Consider the following 20,816-nt stretch of genomic DNA (forward strand, 5'->3'; position numbering starts at 1 on the left):
CAAGTCCTGCGCATGCAATCTACCTTCGGGGCAGCCCAACGCTTCTAGGAGTTGCCCATGCCCACGATCCTCATCACCGGCTGCTCGTCTGGCTTCGGCCTGGAGACCGCGCAACTATTTCTCGATCGCGGTTGGGATGTCGTGGCGACCATGCGGGCGCCTCGTTCCGGGCTGCTGCCCGATTCAGCTCGACTGCGCATCCTGCCGCTCGACGTCACCAATCCCGAGAGCATCGCCAAGGCCATCGCGGAGGCCGGTACAATCGACGTTCTGGTCAACAATGCCGGCTTCGGCGCGCCGGCGCCACTCGAGCTGACCGCGCCCGAGACGGCGCGTTCTTTGTTCGAGACCAACACGCTGGGCACGCTGGCGATGGTCCAGGCGGTGCTTCCCGCGGTCCGCAAGCGCCGGGCAGGCGTGATCATCAACGTCAGCTCGAGTGTGACACTCAAGCCGCTGCCTCTCGTCGGCGTGTACCGGGCGAGCAAGGCGGCGGTTAACGCCTTCACTGAATCACTCGCGGTGGAAATGGAGCCATTCGGCGTGCGCGTTCACATCGTCCTGCCGGGTCGTTCGCCCGAGACGCGATTCGGCGAGAATGCGCGGCCGCATCTGCGCGGCCTTGATAATCCCGACTATGCACCGATGATTGAGCGCTTCGTGGCGAGAGTCCAGGATAGCTCCGCCCCGGTGACCCATGCACCGGACGTGGCAGAAGCGATCTGGCGGGCCGCAACCGATCCATCCGCACCGCTACGCATTCCCGCCGGTGCCGATGCGGGAGCATGGATGGCGGAGGCAGGCTGATCGCCCGCCGACGGTCCTGCACCGCGCGACGAAGGGACCAGGTTGGTCGCTCGTCGGCTCGCGCCCCAGCGGCGTGGTGGTGTGACCGTCATGGCGAAGGCATGCATGTTGACAGGATTGGTGCTGCCGCAAAGCTTGTCTGTGACCTCGTGGATCGGTGGCGCCTCCCTATCCGCGGGCAGGCCGAGTTTATTGCGGTATTGCGGGAAATTCTCATGCATGTTCCAGGGCGCCGAGCATGGTGCGAGCATGCCAGATCGAGCGGAACCATGCTTCATTGGAAAGGTCGAGACTCGCCAAGAGGTAAGGGGCAAGCGATTTCATGATTGTTTTTTGAAGCGCTTCATGAGGCTTCAGCCCGAATAGTGTGCGACTAATGACTGCATCTTAGGCGTTGTGCATAAAATATTTCTATTCAGCGATCGTTAGCTGTGTTTTTCTAACCTTTTCTGGCTCGTCAAGCATTGCCGCTTTTCGCAACCTCACCTACCGTGACAACACGCACTGAATTGATGGAGGACTTCATCAAGACCCCGACAGTTGCCTGTTTCTGCACGGGAAGAAACGATCACGACTCTCATTCGAACGGGTGACATAATTCACTAACTAACATTTCTTCGATCTGAGGTTTTCATGCTTGCACTGACACGCCGTACCCTTCTCAAAGGCGCTGCAACCTTGCCGGCGATGGCGCTTGCCGCCCCGCGTATCGCCCGTGCTGCCACCACCGAAGTCAACTTCGTAGAGGCCGTGCACAACCTTGGTTATATCGACCTCTATGTCGGCCAAGCCGCCGGCTATTTTGAACAAGAAGGCATTCACCTCAACGTCTCCGCGGCCGGTGGTGATACCCAGGCCTTTGCAGCCGTGCTGAGCCGGTCAGCGATGTTCGGCATCGGCGATCCCACCATGGCGGTGATTTCCGCAGAGGCCGGAGGTCCAGGCAAGGTTGTCGGCAGCGTGGTGCAGCGCGCGCAATATTTCGGCGTTTCCAAAACCATTGGCCGCATCACGAACCCGAAGCAGTTCAAGGGGCTCACCCTCGTTACCTCTCCCGATCCCAACACCAATTACAGCGTGACCAAACGACTGCTGAATCAGAATGGACTCGTCATCGGTCGGGACGTGAAAATCCTCCAGGTCAATCCGGGCACGGAAATCGCCGCGATGCTGGCCGGACAGGCCGATGTGGCGATCGCCTACCAGCCCGGCGTCGCCGAGGCGCAGGCACAGGGTGCGAAAATCGTTTTCGATTTCGCCAACGCCATTGGCCCGTTCTGCAATACCGGCATCATGGTCCTTCCGGAGACCATCAGCCACTCACCCCGCACCATACAGGCGCTGTGTAACGGTTTCCAACGCGCCATGCGGCGTGTCTATGCGGACCCCGCCTATGCCAAATCCATAGCCCGCAAGGAATTTCCCGAACTTCCCGGCGGCGTTGTAGACCGGGCGATCGATGCTGAACTGCAATACAGGATTCCCTCGCAATCCGTCGTCGTCGACCGCACCCAGTGGGAAAATCTGCTGCAGATGCAGATCTATCTGAAAAACATCAAGGGAACGACGACCTTCGCGCAAATCGTCGACAACAGCTTCGCGGAAAAGGCGGTGGCCTGATTTGCCGGCCGCGCACGCAGACGCGTTTCGCGACCTGGAACAGGACGTTCTGATCCAGGTCAATGGTCTCGGCAAAGCCTTCGATGTCGATGACGGCACAACCATGGAGATCATTCGCTCCATATCCTTCAGCCTGGGCCGCGGTGAAATCGTCAGCATCGTCGGCCCGTCCGGCTGCGGAAAAACCACCTTGCTCAACCTGCTCTGCGGCCTCCTGCCTCCGAGTCGCGGATCGGTGCTTTGGCACGGGCAGCCGCTGGACGGCGCGCCTTCACGCGTTGGCTATATGCTGCAGAAAGACCTGTTGCTGCCATGGCGGACGGCGATTCAAAATGTGATGCTCGGCCTGCAGGTCAAAGGCATTCCAAAAGCAGAGCGTCGGGATCGTGCTTTCGCGTTGCTCGAGCAACTGGGGCTTGGCAAATTTGCCGACCATTATCCTTCGACCCTGTCGGGCGGCATGCGCCAACGCGTGGCGCTCGCCCGCACGATGGCGCCGGATCCCGAGGTTCTGCTGTTGGACGAGCCTTTTTCGGCCCTCGACTTTCAGACAAAACTCCTGATCGAGCGTGATACCAGCCGGTTGGTTCGCGGGCAGGGCCGCTCGTTGCTGCTCATCACCCATGACGTCGAGGAGGCCGTCGGTATCTCCGACCGTGTCATCGTTCTATCGCAGCGTCCCTGCACCGTCATCACCGAGCACCGGATCACCCTGGCGGGTGACCGCAGCGACATGGTGCTCATGAGGGAGGCTGACGGGTTCGGCCGCTATGTGCGACAGATCTGGGCAGAACTCGATATCCATTAGGAGTTTCATCAATGGCCAACCCGCAAATAGCGATCGGCGGCCCACCGCCAACCGCTGATAGGACGCTGCGCAAGCCGGCGCGAAGCGGCAGGCGCCGCCGGTCGCGCCTGGTCGTGCTTGGCTGCCAGATCGCATTGATCCTCGTACTGCTGGGGCTGTGGCAACTTGCCGTCGACCATGGCCTGGTCAGCGCCTTTCTCTATGGCTCGCCGGCCACGATATTCGCCGGGCTGATGACCACGGTGAACGATGGCACGATCTGGAACGACACATGGCTTACCGGGTCGGAGACGCTCGCGGGGTTCGTTCTCGGCAACGTCATTGGCACCGCCATTGGGCTTTCCCTTTGGTATTCCCGCTTTGTTTCGCGCTTGGTGCAACCCTTCATCATGGCGCTGGGCTCGATCCCCATTGTCGCGCTCGCGCCGATCGCGATCATCTGGTTCGGCACCGGTTTTGCCTCGAAAGTAGCGATGGCGACACTCTCCGTCGTGGTGGTGTCGCTGATGATTTCCTATAAGGGGGCAACGGGCGTGGAGCCCGACCAGATCAACCTGATGCGCTCGCTCGGCGCCAGCAAGCACCAGATTTTTGCGCTGCTGGTTGTACCTTCGTCGTTCACCGATATTTTTGCCGGCCTGAAACTCACGGTCGGCCTGGCTCTGATTGGTGCGATCATCGGCGAGTTCATGTCCTCCACCGCCGGGCTTGGTCACCAGATTTTCAAGGCAGGTAGTCTGTACGCGATCGGCCAGGTCTTTGCCGAATTGGTCATCACGGTCGCCTTGGCGCTTGCTTTGTCAGGCGCGGTGATGCGGTTGGAAAAATGGCTGCTGCCCTGGCGGCATGATTTACGCTAGAAAGGAAGAGTTTCGTGACACGACTGATCAAGAAACATGGCAATCTAAAATACGCGCTCGCGCAGGGCGACGCGACGATCGAAGAGATTGCCCCGGGCGAACGAATCGAGATCGAATGCGAGATCAATTGCAATGCCGGAGTCATCACTTCGCTCGATTCAAAAGTTTCACCCGACAACGTGACACCGCCCTTCGTCAATCCGGCGACCGGCCCGCTTTATGTGAAAGGCGCGCGCAAGGGCCAGATCATCGACGTGACGATTCATGATATGACGCATGACGAGCTCGGCTACACGGCGCTTTGGCCCGGCATGGGTATTTTTCCGGACTGGGTACGCCAGAAGGAATTCGGCATTCAGACGCGCGTGATGCGGGTCAGCGAGGGGTTTGTCCATTGGAATGACGCCATCAAGCTGCCGATCCGGCCGATGGTCGGCGTCATGGGCGTTGCGCCGGTGCTCGGTGCGGTTCCGACCGTCGATAACGGTCCGCATGGCGGCAACCTCGATGTCCAAGAAATGACCATCGGCAGCACCACGAGCTTTGTTGTGAACGAGGACGGTGCGGCGCTCTATATCGGCGATTGCCATGCACTGCAGGGTGACGGCGAGTGCGCCGGCATGGGGGCATTGGAAATCGCCACCAATGTCACGTTCAGTGTCGCGCTGCGCGACAAGCCGGCCCGCATGACCTGGCCGCGCATCGAGACCGACAGCTACATCGCCACACTCGGCTGCGCCCGTCCGCTTGAGGATGCAATGCGCACCGCTTTCGAGCAGATGGTCTATTGGCTGGCCGATAGCTACGGTTTTTCGGAGGCCGATGCTTACATCTTTCTGGCACAGATCGCCGAGGCGCGCTGCACGCAGATGGTCAATCCGAAATACACTTATATCTGCAAAGTGCCGAAGGCGTTCCTGCCAGCCCCCTCCAAATCTTCGTAAGCTAAAAAGGCGTGACGCGTTCCTGATGTGAGTCGGTTGCGGCTTCTTCCTCGGCTGTCTGTCTGACCTGCCCGGCGGGGCCCGTGGCGTTCCAACGCCACGGGCCCAAACTCAAAAAGTTTTTGGTGCCGCTTTTTGCAAAAAGCGGCCATTTTTCTTGTCTTTCTTAAGATCAAGCCCGCTGGGCGTGGAGCCGGTCCAGGCGCAGCCGGTCGCGGTGGTCGGTGAGTTTGAAGATCACCAGGTAGACCGCGGCGAAGGCGCCCAGGCAGTTGCCGCCGACGATCAGGAACATCAGCAGGATCTGGTATTTCGCCGCGCTTAAGGGATCCATGCCGGCGAGCAGCTGGCCGGTCATGATGCCGGGCATGGTGATCAGCCCGGCAGCGGTCATCACGTTGATCGTCGGGATCAGCCCGGTGCGGATCGCCTGCGCGGCAAGGCCGTGCAGCGCCATGTAGCGGGGCTCGCCGAGTGCTAAGCGCGCTTCGATGGCGTTGCGCTCGCGCTTGACGCTGTTGAAGAAGGAATTCAACGCCAGGCTGACGGAGTTCATCACGTTGCCGAGGATGATGCCGGTGAGCGGCAAGGCCTCGCGCGGATTGTACCAGGGCGTGGGCTGCAAGGTGGTGACCAGCGCGAGGATTGTGATGACCAGCGTGGCGAACACGGTGGCGCCGCCGCCGGTGGCGTAATGGCTGATCAATCCCAGCCGCTGCTGCTGGCGCGCGCCGACCTCATAGCTCGCGGCGCCGGCCATCACCGCCGCCACCAGCACCGTGAGCCAGGGGTTCATGGTGACGAAGACGAAGCGCAGCACGTAGCCGACCAGCATCAGCTGCACGACCATGCGCACCGCCGCCCAGATCAGCGAGCGGTGGATGCGCAGGGACAGAACCAGCGACAGAGCGGCGCTGAGCAGCACCAGGCCGGAACTGATTGCCAGGTCAAAGGGGGTGAGATCGATGGGGTTCATGCGTGGCGTTCCAGGTCGGTCAGGGTGCCGTGGGTCATTTGCACGCGCCGCGTGGCGATGCGCTCGGCCTGTTGTTCGTTATGGGAAACCACCACCAGCCCGGTGCCGGCGGCAGCGAGTTCGGTGAGCAGGGTTTCCACGGCGAGCGTGGAAGCCTGGTCGAGCGCCGAGGTGGGCTCGTCGAGCAGCAGCACGGCGGGCTTGCGGATGATGGCGCGGAGCAGGGCCATGCGCTGCCGCTCGCCGGTGGAAAGCTGGGCGACCGGAGCGTCGAGCAGCTCCGCGCGCAGGCCAAGGCGCGGCGCCAGGGCGGCGGCCTCGGCGGCCGGCTGCATATGCTCGCGCACCTTGTCCGCCCACCAGCCGGATTCCGCGGCGACATACATCACCTGCCGCCGCCAGTGCGGGGCCGGCATGGTGTCACGCGCCGCGCCGTTGAGGAGGATCGTGCCGGTATTGTCGTCGAGGTCGGCGATCATGCGCAGCAGCAGGCTCTTGCCGATGCCCGAGGGCCCGGAAATGACCAGGCAGTCGCCGGCGGCGAGGGTGAAACTGAACGGCCCGCCGGGCGCCCCGGTCAGGTCGCGGATGTCAAGCAACATAACGGTCCGATCCCTTGTCGTGCGGATAAAGAAAAATTTTGTCCTCCGGTATGGTCAGTCTGGCGTCGCTGCCGGGTTTTTGCGCTTCCCGGCTGCAAATGAGGGCGGTGAGGCCGGCGACGCGCCAGTAGGCGAGCCAGGCGCCGGCCTCGAAGACACAATGCGCCAGAGCGGCCGGCAGGCCCGGGCCGGCCGGCCGGGAGATGATATCCTCGGGGCGGAAATAGGCGGTCAGTTCCGGCGCGCCAGGGTGGTCCGGCCGGGCCGGAAGAAAAATGCCGCCGAGGCGGATGCCGGAGGCGCCGTTCTCGGCCGCGGGAACCGCCGGAAACCCGCCCTGGGCGCCGCTGAAGCGCGCCACATGGGGCGTGGCGGGGCGGGTGAAAAGAATTTCCGGAGTGGCGAGCTGGGTGATGCGCCCGGCTTCCAGCACGGCGACGCGGTCGGCCAGGCGCCAGACATCGGTGGGGTCGTGGCTGACGAGCAGCGAGGCCGTCCCGGTTTCGCGCGCCAGGCCGCGGATATCGTTGCGCAGCTGGTCGCGGATATGCGGGTCGAGGCTGGAGAAGGGCTCGTCGAGTAGCAGCAGGTCCGGCTGCGCGACCAAAGCGCGGGCGATGCCGACGCGCTGCTGCTGGCCGCCCGAGAGGTGCTGGGGGCGGCGCTGCGCGAGCGCGCCGATCTGCATCCGCTCCAGCATCTCCTGAGCCCGCTTCAGGCGGTTCGGGGTACGCGGGGGCAGGGCGGCGGCGACATTGTCCAGGCAGGAGAGATGCGGCCAGAGCGCGTAATCCTGGAACACCATGCCGAGGCGGCGCTGCGCGGGCGGCACGAACAAAGAAGCGCGCGGGTCGTCGACAATGTCGCCGCGCAGGCCAATCCGGCCGCCGGTGACGCGCTCCAGCCCCGCCGCCGCGCGCAAGATTGTCGTCTTGCCAGAGCCGGAGCCGCCGATCAGGACCAAAAATTCGCCGGTTGCGAGCTGCAGCCCGATATCGTGCAGGACCTGGATCTGGTCGTAGCGTTTCTGCACATTTTCGAGATGGAGAAGGGTCATGGACGCTCCTGTGGGGCCGGGCCAGAATCATCGGCGGCGAGCCATGCCGCCACGCCGATGGCGGCGAGGCAGACGAGAATCCCGCAAATGGCCAGGCGCGCCTCGGTGACGTAATTGAGATTCTGGTCCAGGCCCAGCAGCTGAACGCCGAGGGGCGTGCGGCCGGCGGGGTAAAGCAGTTCCGAGACCGGCAGCTCGAACAGGATCTGGCTGAAGGCCAGGCACCAGCCCCAGAGCAAAGGCTTGGTCAGCAGCGGAATGTGAATGCGCCGCAGCCGGCGGGGAAAGCCGAGCCCATGCACCCTGCCGGCATCGGCCAGATTGATGTGCAGCTGGCCGAGAGCGGGCTGCAGGAAGCGCACCAGCATCGGCGTGTGGGTGGCGACATAGCCGACCACCAGCAGCAGCGGCGTGCCGTAAAGCGGCGCCCACTCATTGTTGAAGGCGATCACATAGGCGGCGCCGAGCACCAGGCCGGGCACGGCCATGTTGCCCAGCGTGATGACGTCGAGCGCGTGGCGCAGACGGCCGGAGCGCCCCGCCCGGGCGGTGAGGCCGGCCGCCAGCCCGACGGCGAGCGTGGCGGCGATTCCGGCATAGGCGGCGGAGTTGCCCAGGCTGGTGAGGACCCCGTGCGGCAGAAAGGCGCCTTTGAGGGGCAGCGCCGCCTCGGCCAGCAGGGTGAGAACGGGCACGGCGAGGCCCAGCACGACCAGGGCGGCCAAGCCAAGGGTCGCGGCGAGAGCCTCGGCCCCGTGGCAGGCCGGGCGCGCGACCTCACGCTGGCGGCCATGGATCGAGGCGCTGGTATAGCGCAGCAAAATCATCAGATGCAGCGCCACGGCGAGCCCGGCGAGCAGCACCAGCCACCAGCTGAGCCGCGCCGCCGCGGTGAAATCGATCGGCATGGACGTGAGCTGCTTGTAGATGGCGTAGATGATCAGCGGCAGATGGATCTGCGCGCCGAGCGTCGCGGCGATGCCGAAATCCTGCAGCACTTCGACAAAGACGATGACGAAACCGGCGCCGGCGGTGGGCAGCAGCAGGCGCAGCAGCAGCATGCGGCGGCGCCAGGCATCATGGATATGGATGCGCGCGGCGTCGCCGATTTCCCCGCCGATCGCGCGCCAGCCGGTGCGCGCCGCCAGCACGCAGAACGGCAGGCCCTTGAGGGCGAGCAGCAGCACGATGCCCGGCGCGCTGAAAAACAGATGCTGGATCAGGCTGCCGCGCGGGAATGCCCCGAGCAGGATCTGGAACCCGGTGGCGATGAGATAGCTCGGCAGCACGAAAATCAGCCATAGCGTCGCCGTGAGCACGCGGTTGCCGGACCAAGTGCGGCACTCCAGCAGGAACGCGAAGAGAATGCCGGCCGGCACGCTGACGGCGGCGGTGATCAAAGCGAGCTGCAGCGTGTTGAGAATCGCCTGCGCCGACAGGCTGCTTTGCTGGGCGGCGACGCCGACCGCGCCGAGCGGCCCCAATGAAGGGAACAGCGGCAGGGCCAGGAAGCGCAGCAGCGGATAGACGAACAGCAGGCCGAACAGCAGCAGGATTGGCGCGCCGGATAATGTGCGCAGGCGCGCGGCGCGGGCGAGGACATTCATGATTGCGCGGTCAGACGGTCGAACCAGGCGCCGACGGTCGCCTCCCGCGCGCCCCAGCTCGCGGGGTTGAGGATCGTCACGGGCAAATTGTCGAGCGAAGGCAGGTTCGGCGGCGCGGCGACGCCGATGGTGACGGGCCAGTACATGGCGTCCGTGGCGTGGCTGGCCAAACGCAGCGCCTGGATTTTCGGGGTCATCACGAAGCGGACGAAGGCCTCGGCGGCAGCGCGCTGGCGGGGGGAAAGGTTGGCGGCGACGGCGATCACGCTGGGCAGGACCGCCGGGCGGGGCGGCAGCACCACTGCAAATGCGGGGTTGTGCTTGGCCAGCGCGTAGGCGGCGGAACTCTGCGCCACCGCGAGGTCGATCTGGCCGGTCTGCAAGGCAAGCTCGCTGTTCCCGTTGACGGGATAAAGCCGCATGCCGTTGCGCTGCAGCGCGCGCACATAATCCTGGCCCTGCGGCCAGCCGCCATGCAGCGCCAGCAGGTTGGCGAGGAGGATGTAAGCGGGGCCGGAAAGCTGCGGATTGGCCAGGCCGACTTTGCCCTCCTCCGCCGGCGTGAGCAGCGTGCTCCAGTCGAGCTTCTGCGCCGCGCGGCCCTTGGCGACGGAGAACACGCCGGCGAGGGTGATTCCGGTGGGGGTATAGGCGCCGTCGGCGGGCAGCAGGGCCTGGCCGAGCTTGGTCCAGGGCAAGGCGGGGACGGTGTGCGGCGCCAGCAGGCCGCTCTGGTCGAGCGCGGTGGCCGCGGCGTCGCCGTCGAACCAGACCAGCGACCAGTCGGCGTGGTGGCCTTCGGCCGAGACGCGGGCCAGCAGCGGGCCCGTCGACATGTTGATGAGGGTGACAGGAATTCCGGTCTGCTTCATAAACGCCTCGACCACTTCCGGCGCATAGCCGACCGCGCCGTACAGCACGAGCGTGGAACCGGACGAGACCGGGCGGAAGGTCCAGACCGTGGCGACGCCGAGCAGCGACAGGCACAAGGCGAATACCGTGCGGCGGCAGATCTGCATGAGACGGCGGGCGGACGGCGCGCTGTGGGGATGGCGTGTGGGATGAGGCATCGTGTATGTAGTGCCTATTACAGATACTTCCGAACCATCTGCAACGCTACAGGGTTGACAGTTTCATGACGCGTTCACCATCCAGTCCGAAGCCGAAACTGCCCGCGCGCGCCGCCAAGGTGCCGGCCCCGGCGGCCCCTGCCGAGCCTGATGACCGCTTGTCGGCGCAATTGCACGCGCTGGAAGCCGAGCTGTCGCCGACCGTGCTGCGCGTGGCGCGCTATCTGAACCGCAACCGCGTGCTGGTGCTGAGGGATTCGGCGGCGGAGCTGGCGGCGAGCATCGGAACCTCCGATGCGACCGTGGTGCGCACGGTGCAGATGCTGGGCTTCCAGGGCCTGGGCGAGCTGCGCCAGGCCATCGCCGCCTCGATCAACCGATCCACGGCGCCCTTGGAGAATATGCGCCGGACCTTGCAGAATTTGCACGGGCCGGCGGAAATGGAGGCGATGAAGGCCGCCGATCTGGTGCTCGACACGCACGGCGAATCGGTGCGCCAGATGCAGACGGCGGCGGGGCGCGGCCTGATTCATCAGGCCATCGCGGCGCTGCATCCGGCCGAACGCATCGTTATTTATGGTACCGGCCCGTCAGGCGCGATCGGCGCCTATCTGCAAGTGATGCTGAACCGCCACGGGCGGCGGGCCAAGGTGATCGGGCAGGGCGGGCAAGGGCTGGCCGACCAGTTGCTCGATCTGTCGCCACAGGACGGATTGCTGATGCTCTCCTATGGCGAGCCCTATCACGAGGTGCTGCTGACGGCGGCGGAAGCCGCGGCGCATAACATCCCGATTGTGCTGGTCACCGACAACCCGGCAAGCAAGCTCGCCGAGAAGGCCGCCGTGGTGCTGCCGGCGCGGCGCGGCCGCGCCGAGCAGGTGGCGCTGCACGGCGCCACGCTGATCACGCTGGAAGCCCTGCTGATGGGCCTGGCCGTGGCCAACCGCGCGAACACCATCGAAACGCTGGAACGGCTGGCGGGGCTGCGCGCGGCGTTGAGCAAGCCGAAGTAAGAAAAAGATAAGAAGAAAGTGGCCGCTTTTAAAAAAGCGGCGCAAAAATTTTTGTTATGCCGGGTCATGGGCGTTGTCGCGGACATTGCCCGTGGCCCAGCATAACAAAGTTTTTTTGCTACTTTTTGTTCACAAAAAGTAGTGCTTTCTTTTGCTTGTCTTACGCTGCGTTAACAACCTGCCGCAGTTCGCCCTTGGCGTAACGTTGCGCCATCGTGTCGAGGTCGAGCGCGCGGATGCGGCTGGCCTGGCCGGCGGTGCCGAACGCTTCGAAGCGAGCACGGCAGACCGCGCGTGCTTCGTCCAAGGCGGCCTGGAGAAATTTGCGCGGGTCGAATTCGCTCTTGTTCTTGCCCATGACGCGGCGGATGCCGGCGGTCATCGCCAGGCGCAGGTCGGTGTCGATATTCACCTTGCGCACGCCGTGGCGGATGCCTTCCTGGATTTCCTCCACCGGCACGCCGTAGGTTTCCTTGATGTCGCCGCCATGGTTACGGATTTCTTCGAGCAAGGCCTGCGGCACGGAGGAGGAGCCGTGCATGACCAGATGCGTGTTCGGCAGGCGCGCGTGGATGGCCTTGATGCGGTCGATGGCGAGGATCTCGCCGGTCGGCCGGCGCGAGAATTTATAGGCGCCGTGCGAGGTGCCGATGGCGATGGCGAGCGCGTCCACCTGGGTTTCGTTGACGAAGCGCGCGGCTTCGTCCGGGTCGGTCAGCAGCATCTCGCGCGAGAGTTTGCCTTCCGCGCCGTGGCCGTCCTCCTTGTCGCCCTGCATCGTCTCGAGCGAGCCGAGGCAGCCCAGTTCGCCTTCCACCGAGACGCCGGCAGCGTGCGCGATCTCCACCACTTTGGCGGTGACGGCGGCGTTATAGGCGTAATCGGCGGGGGTTTTGCCGTCTTCGCGGAGCGAGCCGTCCATCATCACCGAGGTGAAGCCGTGGCGGATGGCGCTGATGCACACGGACGGGGTGGCACCGTGGTCCTGGTGCACGGCGATGGGGATGTTCGGCCAGGTTTCGGCCGCGGCTTCGACGAGATGGCGGAGGAAGATATCGCCGGCATATTTGCGGGCGCCGACCGAGCCTTGCAGGATCACCGGGCTGTCGGTGGCGGCCGCGGCCTCCATGATGGCGCGGATCTGCTCCATGTTGTTCACATTGAAGGCAGGCAGGCCGTAGCCGTGCTCGGCGGCATGGTCCAGCAGCTGGCGCATGGAGATCAGGGGCATCGGGTCAACTCCTCTCGTTGAGATGGCGGCCCAGTAGCATGCGAATGCGCGCCGCGACACCGGCCGGGGTGAAGCCGAACGCTTCGAGCACCGCCGCCTCCGGGCCGGATTCGCCGAAACGGTCGAGGCCGATGGTGGCGCCGTCGCGCCCGGCATAGGCGCGCCAGGCCGCAGTGGCCCCGGCTTCGAGCGTGATCACCGGCAGGTCCGGCGGCAAGACGTCGGCGCGGTAGGCCTCGTCCTGCGCTTCGAAGCGGCTGACGCAGGGCATCGAGACCACGCGCAGAAAAATATCCTCGTTCACCAGGATTTGTGCCGCCGCCATGGCCAGCGCGACCTCGGAACCGGTGGCGAGCAGCACGGCCTGCGGTGGGCCGGATTGCGCCAGCACATAGCCGCCGCGGCGGATGGCGTCGCGTTCGCTCGGGCTCCGCGGCTGCGCGGGCAAAGCCTGGCGGGACAAAGCGAGCAGGGTCGGGCCGTCATGCCGGCGCAGCGCCTCGGCCCAGGCGCAGATGGTCTCGGCGGTGTCGCAAGGGCGCCAGACTTCAAGATGGGGGATCAGCCGCAGCGAGGCGAGCTGTTCGACCGGCTGATGGGTCGGGCCGTCTTCGCCGAGCGCGATGGAATCGTGGGTCATCACATAGATCACCCGCAGGCGCATCAGCGCGCTCATGCGGATGGCATTGCGGGCGTAATCGCTGAACACCAGGAAGGTGGCGACGAAGGGGATGAAACCGCCATGCAGAGCGATGCCATTGGCGATCGCCGCCATGCCGAATTCGCGCACGCCGAAGGAAATCTGGTTGCCGGCCGGGTTGTCGGTGATCGGGATGGAGCCGGGATGGAAGGTGAGGTTGGAATGGGTGAGGTCGGCCGAGCCGCCCAACAATTCGGGCACCGCCGGCGCGAAGGCGGTGAGCGCGATCTGGCCGGATTTGCGCGTCGCGGTTTTCTGATCCGTGATGGCGGCGTAGGCCGCCTCGGCGGCGGGCCCAAGCTCCGGGCGCAGCCGGCCGGCAATGCGGCGGGAATATTCGGCCGCAAGCTCCGGGTAGGCCGCCCGGTAGCGGGCGAAGCGCTCTTGCCATTCCGCTTCCGTCGCCGCCCCTTCCGCTCGATGGTCCCAGGCGGCGGCGACATCGAAGGGGATCTCGAAAGCCGGGTAGGGCCAGTGCATAGCCTCGCGGGCGCGCAAAATTTCCTCTGGCCCGAGCGGGGCGCCGTGCGTGTCCTGGTGCCCTTCCTTGGTCGGCGCGCCGCGGCCGATGATGGTGCGGCAGCAGAGCAAGGAAGGGCGTTCCGTTTGTGCCAGAGCGGCTTGGACGGCGGCCTCGATCTGCGTGGGATCGTGGCCGTCGATGTCACGCAGCACCTGCCAGCCATAGGCTTCGAAGCGGCGCGGCGTGTCGTCGGTGAACCAGCCGCTCACCTTGCCGTCGATGGAAATCGCGTTGTCGTCATAGCAGGCGACGAGCTTGCCGAGGCCGAGGCGGCCGGCGAGGGAGGCGGCCTCGTGGCTGATGCCTTCCATCATGCAGCCATCGCCGAGAAAGACGAAGCTGCGATGGTCGACGATGTCGTGGCCGGGGCGGTTGAACTGCGCCGCCAGCGTGCGTTCGGCGATGGCCATGCCGACGGCGTTGGCGAAGCCCTGGCCGAGCGGGCCGGTGGTGGTTTCCACGCCCGGCGTCACGCCATATTCGGGGTGGCCGGGCGTGCGCGAATGCAATTGGCGGAAGCGGCGTAGCTCGGCCAAGGGCAGATCATAGCCGGTAAGATGCAGCAGCGCGTAGAGCAACGCCGAGGCATGGCCGTTGGAAAGCACGAAGCGGTCGCGATCCGGCCAAAGCGGGTTGGCGGGATTATGGCGCAGATGGCGGCGCCACAGGATTGCGGCGATTTCCGCCATGCCCATCGGCGCGCCGGGATGGCCGGCTTTGGCCTGTTCCACCATGTCCATCGCCAAAGCGCGGAGCGCGGCGGTGACGGGCCAGTCAAGATCGCCCGGGCGGGCTTCGGTGCGCTTGATGATGTGCTCGATGGTGTTCATGGGCACTCCTTACTGGGACCGTTGCTGGCGTTCGATCAGGCGCAGGATCAGCGGGGTGAGGATCAGTTGCATGGCGAGATCGAGCTTGTTGCCGGGGATGACGATGCTGTTGGCGCGCGACATGAAGCTGCCGGCGATCATCGACAGCAGATAGGGAAAATCGATGCCGCGCGGATTGCGAAAGCGGATCACCACCATGGATTCGTCGGGCGTGGGAATCCAGCGGGCGATGAACGGGTTGGAGGTGTCGACCGTGGGGATGCGCTGAAAATTGATGTCGGTATGGGTGAATTGCGGGCAGATATACTGCGCGTAGTCGGGCATGCGGCGCAGGATCGTCGCCATCACGTCTTCGGTGGAATAGCCGCGCGTGTTGCGGTCGCGGTGGATTTTCTGGATCCATTCGAGGTTGATGACCGGGACCACGCCGATTTTCAGGTCGGTATGGCGCGCGAGGTCGAGCCCGTCCGCCACCACCGCGCCATGCAGGCCCTCATAGAACAGCAGATCGGTGGGGGTTTCGAGATCGTGCCATGCGGTGAAATGGCCGGGCGGGGCGCCGTAGCGCTCGGCCTCGGCGGAATCATGCACGTAATGGCGGGTGCGGCCGGTACCAGACTCGCCGTAATCGCGGAACAAGCTCTCCAGCTCTTCCAGCAAATTGGCGTCGAGGCCGAAATGGCTGAAATGATGATTGCCGCAGGCTTCTTCCTCGGCGGTTTTCTGCCGCATGGCGGCGCGGTCGTAACGGTGGAAGGCGTCGCCTTCGATATAGGCGGCCTGGACTTTCTCGCGCCGGAAAATCTGCTGGAACGTGTTGCGGACCGACGTGGTGCCAGCGCCGGATGAGCCGGTGACGACAATGACAGGATGGCGGACCGACATTTTCGCTTCCTCCGTTGAAACTTAAGAAAGCGCTACTTTTTGTGAACAAAAAGTAGCAAAAAAACTTTGTTATGCTGGGTCATGGGCTATGTCGGCGACAACGCCTCAGGCCCAGCATAACCAAAAGTTTTTGCGCCGCTTTTTTCAAAAAGCGGCCGCTTACTGTTTTCTTTCAAGCGCAGAACAAAGTTCGCCGGCGAAAGAGTGGCGCGCGTTCGCCATCGCCGCCGGGGCCGTTCAAGTACGTCGCGAGGCGCTCCATTTTTTCGCGCGCACCAAACATCAAAGGCGTGCGCTGGTGCAGCTTGGCGGGAACTTTCTCCAGAATCGGCATCGAACCGTCGGTGGCGAGGCCGCCCGCCTGGTGCACCAGCATGGCGATGGGGTTGGCCTCATAGATCAGCCGCAGCCGGCCGCTGCCGTAACCTTTGCGCGCGTCGGCGGGGTAGAGATAGATGCCGCCGCGGCTGAAGATGCGGTGCGCCTCGGCGACCAGGCAGGCGAGCCAACGCATGTTGAAATCGGTTTGCTGCGGGCCGTCCCGACCGCTCAGGCAATCGTTGATATAGGCGCGCACATTTTCCTCCCAATGCCGGTAGTTCGACATATTGATGGCGAATTCGGCTTTGTCCCGAGGGATCTCGAGCTTGGCCTGCGCGAGGTGAAACATGCCGCTGTCCGGATCCAGCACGTAGAGATCCGTGCCGTCGCCGACGCTCAGCACCAGGGAGGTATGCGGGCCGTAGAGCACATAACCCGCGGCCAGTTGCGTCGTGCCGGGGCGTAGAAATTCGTGTTCGAAGGTGACCGCCTTGCCGCGCGGCAGGATCGAGAAAATCGAGCCGACCGTGAGCCCGGTGTCGATGTTGGAGGAACCGTCGAGCGGGTCGAGCGCGACCAGCAGCGGCGCGTCGGGCGTGAGAGGGATGGCCTCCGGTGCTTCTTCCGAGGCGATGGCGGCGACCCGGGCGGCGCGCAGACAGGCGATGAAAATCGCCTGGGCCTGCACATCCAGGGCCTTTTGCTCCTCGCCGGCTTCACCGTCGAACAGCACCGCGCCGAGATTGCCGGCGAGCGGGCCGCTGGCGAGCAAACGGGAGAGTTTCGCCGCCCCGTCCGCGAGGCACAAGATCGTCGCGGCGACGGCGTCACGCAGCGGATCGGAATCCGCCCAGGCGATCAGAGTTTCATCAAGCCGCTTCCTCGGTGTCATGGTTTCCTCCGTCGTCTTCTTGTTGGCTGCCATCGAGGCCGGTGAGCACCCGGCTTGCGCGCAGATCGGCGGCTTCGATGGTGGTCAAGGCGGCGCGGTCCATCAGGCCCGGCGTTTCGAACAGGCGCAGCGACTGGCGCAGGCGCATGCGGTCGAAGGCGTTGCGCATCGAGCGCGCGTTGGCGAAGTTCGGCTGTTGCCGCCGCGCGGCGACGTAGCGGCGCAGCAGCTCGAGCGCCGGTGGGCTGAATCGATATTGGGCTTCGTCCAGCATTTTGCAGGTGATCGCCACCAGCTCATCATCCGAGAAGTCCGGAAAATCGATATGATGCGCGATGCGCGAGCGAAATCCCGGATTGGATTTGAAAAACTGGTCGATGCGGTCTTTGTAGCCGGCGAGAATGACGACCAAATCGTCGCGCTGGTTCTCCATGACCTGGAGCAGGATTTCGATGGATTCCTGGCCGTAGTCGCGTTCGTTCTCCGGCCGGTGCAGATAATAGGCCTCGTCGATGAAGAGCACGCCGCCCATGGCCTTTTTCAGCACCTCCTTGGTCTTGGGCGCGGTGTGGCCGATATATTGGCCGACCAGGTCGTCGCGGGTTACGGAAATCACGTGGTTGCGGCGGATGAAGCCCAGCCCGTGCAGGATGGCCGCCATGCGCAAGGCCAAAGTGGTCTTGCCGGTGCCGGGATTGCCGGTGAAGGCCATGTGCAGGGTCGGCGTGCCGGTGGCGAGGCCCATCATCTGCCGTGCCCTTGTGACGAAGAGATAGGCGGTGATTTCCCGGATGCGGCGTTTCACAGGGATAAGCCCGACCAACTCGCTGTCGAGCGCGGCGAGCATCTGGCCGACCTCGCTGTCCGCATAGAGGGCGGAAAGGTCGAGCCGGTCCGGGCCGCCGAATTCCATCGCTGGCTCAGGCGCCATATCGAGACCCTTCGGGCCGGTCGGTGGCGTAAGCGCGCGTGGTGTAGGCGATGCGCCGGCCGCTTTGTTCCGCGCGGTCAAGCCGGAAGCCCGGCTCTTCGGCGGGGCGGTTGACGATGAAGGAGAGGCGCACCGACTCCCAGCCGGCTGTGCTGTCGAAGGCGGAGAGGCGGATATAAAGGTCGCCGTGGAGTTTCCGGCAGGCGGCGAGTTCGGCCATCACCCCGGCGGCGTCGGCCAGGTCGAACATCGGCAGGCCCCACATCTCCCAATAAGTGTTGCGCGGGTGCGGGTCGTCGGTGAATTCCAGGTTCACCGCCCAGCCATGGTCGAGGCAATATTGCACCTGGGCGGTGATCTGCTGGTCGGTGAGGTCGGGCAGGAAGGAAAAGGCGCCTTGGGTCACGCGCATGGCTATGTTCCTTTCGGTCAGACGGACACGCTCTCGCTCGGCACGAAATCCGGCGTGTCGGTGGAGGCATAGTTGAAGGTGACGTCGCGCCAGGTTTCCAGCGCCTGGGCGAGCGGCAGGCAGTGGGAAGCGGCCGCGCTGAGAATGGCCGGGCCCTCGGTGAGAATGTCTCTGCCTTCGTTGCGGGCGAGCACCATGGCTTCCAGCGCGACGCGATTGGCGATGGCCCCGGCCTCGATGCCGAGCGGGTGGCCGATCGTGCCGCCGCCGAATTGCAACACCACATCCTCGCCCAGCAGATGCAAAAGCTGGTGCATCTGCCCGGCATGGATGCCGCCGGAGGCGACCGGCATGATTTTGCGCAGGCTCGCCCAGTTCTGGTCGAAGAAAATGCCGTGCTCGAGCTGCATCGGGTTAAAGCCTTCGCGGCAGATATCGTAATAGCCGCGCGTGGTGGCGGGGTCGCCTTCCAGCTTGCCGACCACGGTGCCGGCATGGATGTGATCGACGCCGGCGAGGCGCATCCATTTGGCGATGACGCGGAAGGACACGCCATGGGTCTTCTGCCGCGTATAGGTGGAGTGGCCGGCGCGGTGCAGATGTAGGACCATGTCGTTGCGGCGGGCCCATTTCGACATCGACTGGATCGCGGTGTAGCCGATCACCAGGTCGATCATGACGATCATGGAACCGAGCTGCTTGGCGAATTCCGCGCGCTCATACATCTGCTCCATGGTGCCGGCGGTGACGTTGAGATAGGTGCCTTTGACCTCGCCGGTGGCCGCCTGGGCGCGGTTCACCGCCTCCATGCAGTACAAAAAGCGGTCGCGCCAATGCATGAAAGGCTGCGAATTGATGTTCTCGTCGTCCTTGGTGAAATCCAGCCCGCCTTTCAGCGCCTCATAGACCACGCGGCCGTAATTGCGCCCGGAAAGGCCGAGCTTGGGCTTGACCGTGGCGCCGAGCAGAGGGCGGCCGAACTTGTCCAGCCGCTCGCGCTCGACGACGATGCCGGTCGGCGGGCCGTCGAAGGTTTTCACATAGGCGGTGGGAAAGCGCATATCCTCCAGCCGCAGCGCCTTCAGCGGCTTGAAGCCGAACACGTTGCCGATGACCGAGGCGGCGACATTGGTGATGGAGCCGGGCTCGAACAGATCGAGATCATAGGCGATATAGGCGAAAAAGGAGCCTGGCATGCCAGGCACCGGGTCCACCCGGTAGCATTTGGCGCGGTAGGTCTCGCAGGCGGTGAGCCGGTCGGTCCAGACCACGGTCCAGGTGGCGGTGGAGGATTCACCGGCGACGGCGGCCGAGGCCTCCACCGGGTCCACGCCGTCCTGCGGGGTGACGCGGAACAGGCAGATGATGTCGGTATCCTTGGGAACATAGTCGGGCTCCCAATAGCCCATGTTCCGGTACTCCATGACACCGGCGGAGTAGCGGCTTTTCCGGGCCGGCGCGGCCGTTACCGGGCGGCTATGGGTCATCGGAATCCCTCCTCGAAAATTGTTCTGGAGGGCAGCATGGGCGCGGGAGGCCGGTTTGAGAATTTGAATGTTCTGAAGGAGATTTTCAGATAAATTGAAGGCATGCGCCGGGTCACGCTCAAACAGTTGCGGATCGCCGCCGCCGCGGGACGGCTGGGCAGTTTCACCGCGGCCGGCGACGCGGTGGGGCTCACGCCCTCGGCGGTGAGCATGCAGATGAAGGCGCTGGCCGAGGAGGTCGGGCTGCCGCTGTTCGAATTCGCCGAGGGCAGGCTGCTGCTCACCAAGGCGGGCGAAGAGGTTCTGGCGGCGGCGGCGCGCATCGAGGCGGTGCTCAGTGATTGCGACCAGGCGGTGGCCGGGCTGCGCGACCCACGGCGGGGCCGGGTGGTGGTGGGCGTGGTGTCCACCGCCAAATATTTCGCCCCCCAGGCGCTGGGCGCGTTCCACAAGGCTTACCCGCTGGTCGAACTGAAGCTGGTGATCGGCAACCGCACCGACATTATCTCCGGATTGCGGCAACGCGAGATCGACATCGCGATCATGGGGCGGCCGCCGGAAGGGATGGAGGTGGAGCTGGTGAAGCTCGCCGATCATCCGCATGTGATTATCGCCGCCCCGGACCATCCGCTCCGGCAGCGGCGCCGGCTCGAGCCGGCGGATCTCGGCGAAGAGATCTTCCTGGTGCGAGAGCGGGGGTCGGGCACGCGGATGCTGATGGAGCAGATCTTCGCCAAAGCCGGGGTGACGCCGCGCCTGGGCATGGAGATCAGCAGTAATGAGACGATCAAGCAGGCGGTGATGGCGGGGTTGGGGATCGCCTTCATTTCCGGCCACACGGTGGGGCCTGAGCTTGCGGATGGAAGGTTGGTGACGCTGGATGTGGTGGGGCTGCCGGTGGTGCGGCAATGGTACGCGGTGCATTTGACGGATCGGACGCTGCTGCCCGCGGCGCAGGCGCTGCAGGCGCTGTTGCGGGAGCATATGGCGGGCCTGTTCCCGCCCGGGCGGTCATAAAAATGCTGCGGGCGCAAAAATTTTTCGGCCCCGGCCGGGCGGGTTGAGGGCAAGGTGAGGCAAACCCTGGGTTTTTACGTGTATGACGTTGTGTTGACAGTGGAGGTGGGTGGCGAGTAGAAGGCGCTCCACGCGATTGGCGTTTGGCTGGTTGGCACCGGAGACGGTGCCGTTTTAATTGGCTGGTGCTGGTTGTTTTGATGTTTGACAATTGAATAGGCTG

General features: G+C 64.5%; 19 protein-coding genes. 7 read left to right on the forward strand and 12 right to left on the reverse strand.

The window, feature by feature from the left end; translation table 11 throughout:
* Nucleotides 1-57 precede the first annotated feature (57 nt).
* From VNC39_RS01040 to VNC39_RS01060, 5 genes are all read left to right on the forward strand, one after another.
* Nucleotides 58-807 (forward strand): SDR family oxidoreductase, encoded by a 750-nt coding sequence (locus tag VNC39_RS01040; protein ID WP_325395300.1) that lies wholly within the window; start codon nucleotides 58-60, stop codon nucleotides 805-807.
* 633 nt (nucleotides 808-1,440) lie between these two features.
* A complete protein-coding gene (locus tag VNC39_RS01045) occupies nucleotides 1,441-2,427 on the forward strand; it encodes an ABC transporter substrate-binding protein (protein ID WP_325395302.1) in 987 nt (328 codons plus the stop codon).
* Nucleotide 2,428: 1 nt separating this feature from the next.
* Nucleotides 2,429-3,235, forward strand: a complete 807-nt coding sequence (locus VNC39_RS01050) for an ABC transporter ATP-binding protein (protein WP_325395304.1) — start codon at nucleotides 2,429-2,431, stop codon at nucleotides 3,233-3,235.
* 11 nt (nucleotides 3,236-3,246) lie between these two features.
* Nucleotides 3,247-4,095 carry an ABC transporter permease gene (locus VNC39_RS01055; protein WP_325395306.1) on the forward strand — a complete coding sequence of 283 codons (849 nt, stop codon included), beginning with the start codon at nucleotides 3,247-3,249 and terminating at the stop codon, nucleotides 4,093-4,095.
* A gap of 14 nt (nucleotides 4,096-4,109) precedes the next feature.
* Nucleotides 4,110-5,039 carry an acetamidase/formamidase family protein gene (locus VNC39_RS01060; RefSeq protein WP_325395308.1) on the forward strand — a complete coding sequence of 310 codons (930 nt, stop codon included), beginning with the start codon at nucleotides 4,110-4,112 and terminating at the stop codon, nucleotides 5,037-5,039.
* Nucleotides 5,040-5,211: 172 nt separating this feature from the next.
* Here VNC39_RS01060 and VNC39_RS01065 read toward each other — a convergent pair whose 3' ends face one another.
* The 5 genes from VNC39_RS01065 to VNC39_RS01085 are packed head-to-tail and all read right to left on the reverse strand — an operon-like array spanning nucleotide 5,212 to nucleotide 10,351.
* Nucleotides 5,212-6,015, reverse strand: a complete 804-nt coding sequence (locus VNC39_RS01065; RefSeq protein ID WP_325395310.1) for an ABC transporter permease — start codon at nucleotides 6,013-6,015, stop codon at nucleotides 5,212-5,214.
* Nucleotides 6,012-6,617, reverse strand: coding sequence for an ABC transporter ATP-binding protein (locus VNC39_RS01070; protein ID WP_325395312.1), 606 nt, complete (start codon nucleotides 6,615-6,617; stop codon nucleotides 6,012-6,014). The genes VNC39_RS01065 and VNC39_RS01070 overlap by 4 nt, the downstream gene beginning before the upstream one ends.
* On the reverse strand, nucleotides 6,607-7,674 hold the full coding sequence (locus VNC39_RS01075) for an ABC transporter ATP-binding protein (protein WP_325395314.1): 1,068 nt from the start codon (nucleotides 7,672-7,674) through the stop codon (nucleotides 6,607-6,609). Before VNC39_RS01075 ends, VNC39_RS01070 begins: the two co-directional genes overlap by 11 nt.
* On the reverse strand, nucleotides 7,671-9,281 hold the full coding sequence (locus VNC39_RS01080) for an ABC transporter permease (RefSeq protein ID WP_325395316.1): 1,611 nt from the start codon (nucleotides 9,279-9,281) through the stop codon (nucleotides 7,671-7,673). The genes VNC39_RS01075 and VNC39_RS01080 overlap by 4 nt, the downstream gene beginning before the upstream one ends.
* Entirely contained in the window at nucleotides 9,278-10,351 is a 1,074-nt protein-coding gene (locus VNC39_RS01085; protein WP_325395318.1) for an ABC transporter substrate-binding protein, read from the reverse strand. Before VNC39_RS01085 ends, VNC39_RS01080 begins: the two co-directional genes overlap by 4 nt.
* 65 nt (nucleotides 10,352-10,416) lie before the next feature.
* Between VNC39_RS01085 and VNC39_RS01090 the strand changes: the two genes are divergently transcribed.
* A complete protein-coding gene (locus tag VNC39_RS01090; protein WP_325395320.1) occupies nucleotides 10,417-11,364 on the forward strand; it encodes a MurR/RpiR family transcriptional regulator in 948 nt (315 codons plus the stop codon).
* A gap of 160 nt (nucleotides 11,365-11,524) precedes the next feature.
* Here VNC39_RS01090 and fba read toward each other — a convergent pair whose 3' ends face one another.
* The 7 genes from fba to VNC39_RS01125 form a co-directional block, all read right to left on the reverse strand.
* Nucleotides 11,525-12,595, reverse strand: coding sequence for a class II fructose-bisphosphate aldolase (gene fba, locus VNC39_RS01095; protein WP_325395322.1), 1,071 nt, complete (start codon nucleotides 12,593-12,595; stop codon nucleotides 11,525-11,527).
* 4 nt (nucleotides 12,596-12,599) lie between these two features.
* On the reverse strand, nucleotides 12,600-14,648 hold the full coding sequence (gene tkt / locus VNC39_RS01100) for a transketolase (RefSeq protein ID WP_325395324.1): 2,049 nt from the start codon (nucleotides 14,646-14,648) through the stop codon (nucleotides 12,600-12,602).
* A 9-nt stretch (nucleotides 14,649-14,657) separates the two neighbouring features.
* Entirely contained in the window at nucleotides 14,658-15,533 is an 876-nt protein-coding gene (locus tag VNC39_RS01105) for a phosphoribulokinase (protein WP_325395325.1), read from the reverse strand.
* A 172-nt stretch (nucleotides 15,534-15,705) separates the two neighbouring features.
* Nucleotides 15,706-16,746 carry a class 1 fructose-bisphosphatase gene (locus tag VNC39_RS01110; protein WP_325395327.1) on the reverse strand — a complete coding sequence of 347 codons (1,041 nt, stop codon included), beginning with the start codon at nucleotides 16,744-16,746 and terminating at the stop codon, nucleotides 15,706-15,708.
* Nucleotides 16,724-17,677: a CbbX protein gene (gene cbbX / locus VNC39_RS01115; RefSeq protein WP_325395329.1), complete on the reverse strand. Its 954-nt coding sequence runs from the start codon at nucleotides 17,675-17,677 to the stop codon at nucleotides 16,724-16,726. The genes VNC39_RS01110 and cbbX overlap by 23 nt, the downstream gene beginning before the upstream one ends.
* Nucleotides 17,667-18,089 carry a ribulose bisphosphate carboxylase small subunit gene (locus VNC39_RS01120; protein WP_325395331.1) on the reverse strand — a complete coding sequence of 141 codons (423 nt, stop codon included), beginning with the start codon at nucleotides 18,087-18,089 and terminating at the stop codon, nucleotides 17,667-17,669. Before VNC39_RS01120 ends, cbbX begins: the two co-directional genes overlap by 11 nt.
* Before the next feature lie 17 nt (nucleotides 18,090-18,106).
* Nucleotides 18,107-19,576: a form I ribulose bisphosphate carboxylase large subunit gene (locus tag VNC39_RS01125; protein ID WP_325395333.1), complete on the reverse strand. Its 1,470-nt coding sequence runs from the start codon at nucleotides 19,574-19,576 to the stop codon at nucleotides 18,107-18,109.
* A 102-nt stretch (nucleotides 19,577-19,678) separates the two neighbouring features.
* Between VNC39_RS01125 and VNC39_RS01130 the strand changes: the two genes are divergently transcribed.
* On the forward strand, nucleotides 19,679-20,593 hold the full coding sequence (locus VNC39_RS01130) for a LysR family transcriptional regulator (protein WP_325395335.1): 915 nt from the start codon (nucleotides 19,679-19,681) through the stop codon (nucleotides 20,591-20,593).
* Nucleotides 20,594-20,816: the final 223 nt, after the last annotated feature.

Origin of the sequence: Acidocella sp. (assembly GCF_035535915.1) — a bacterium.
Taxonomy (GTDB): Bacteria; Pseudomonadota; Alphaproteobacteria; order Acetobacterales; family Acetobacteraceae; genus Acidocella.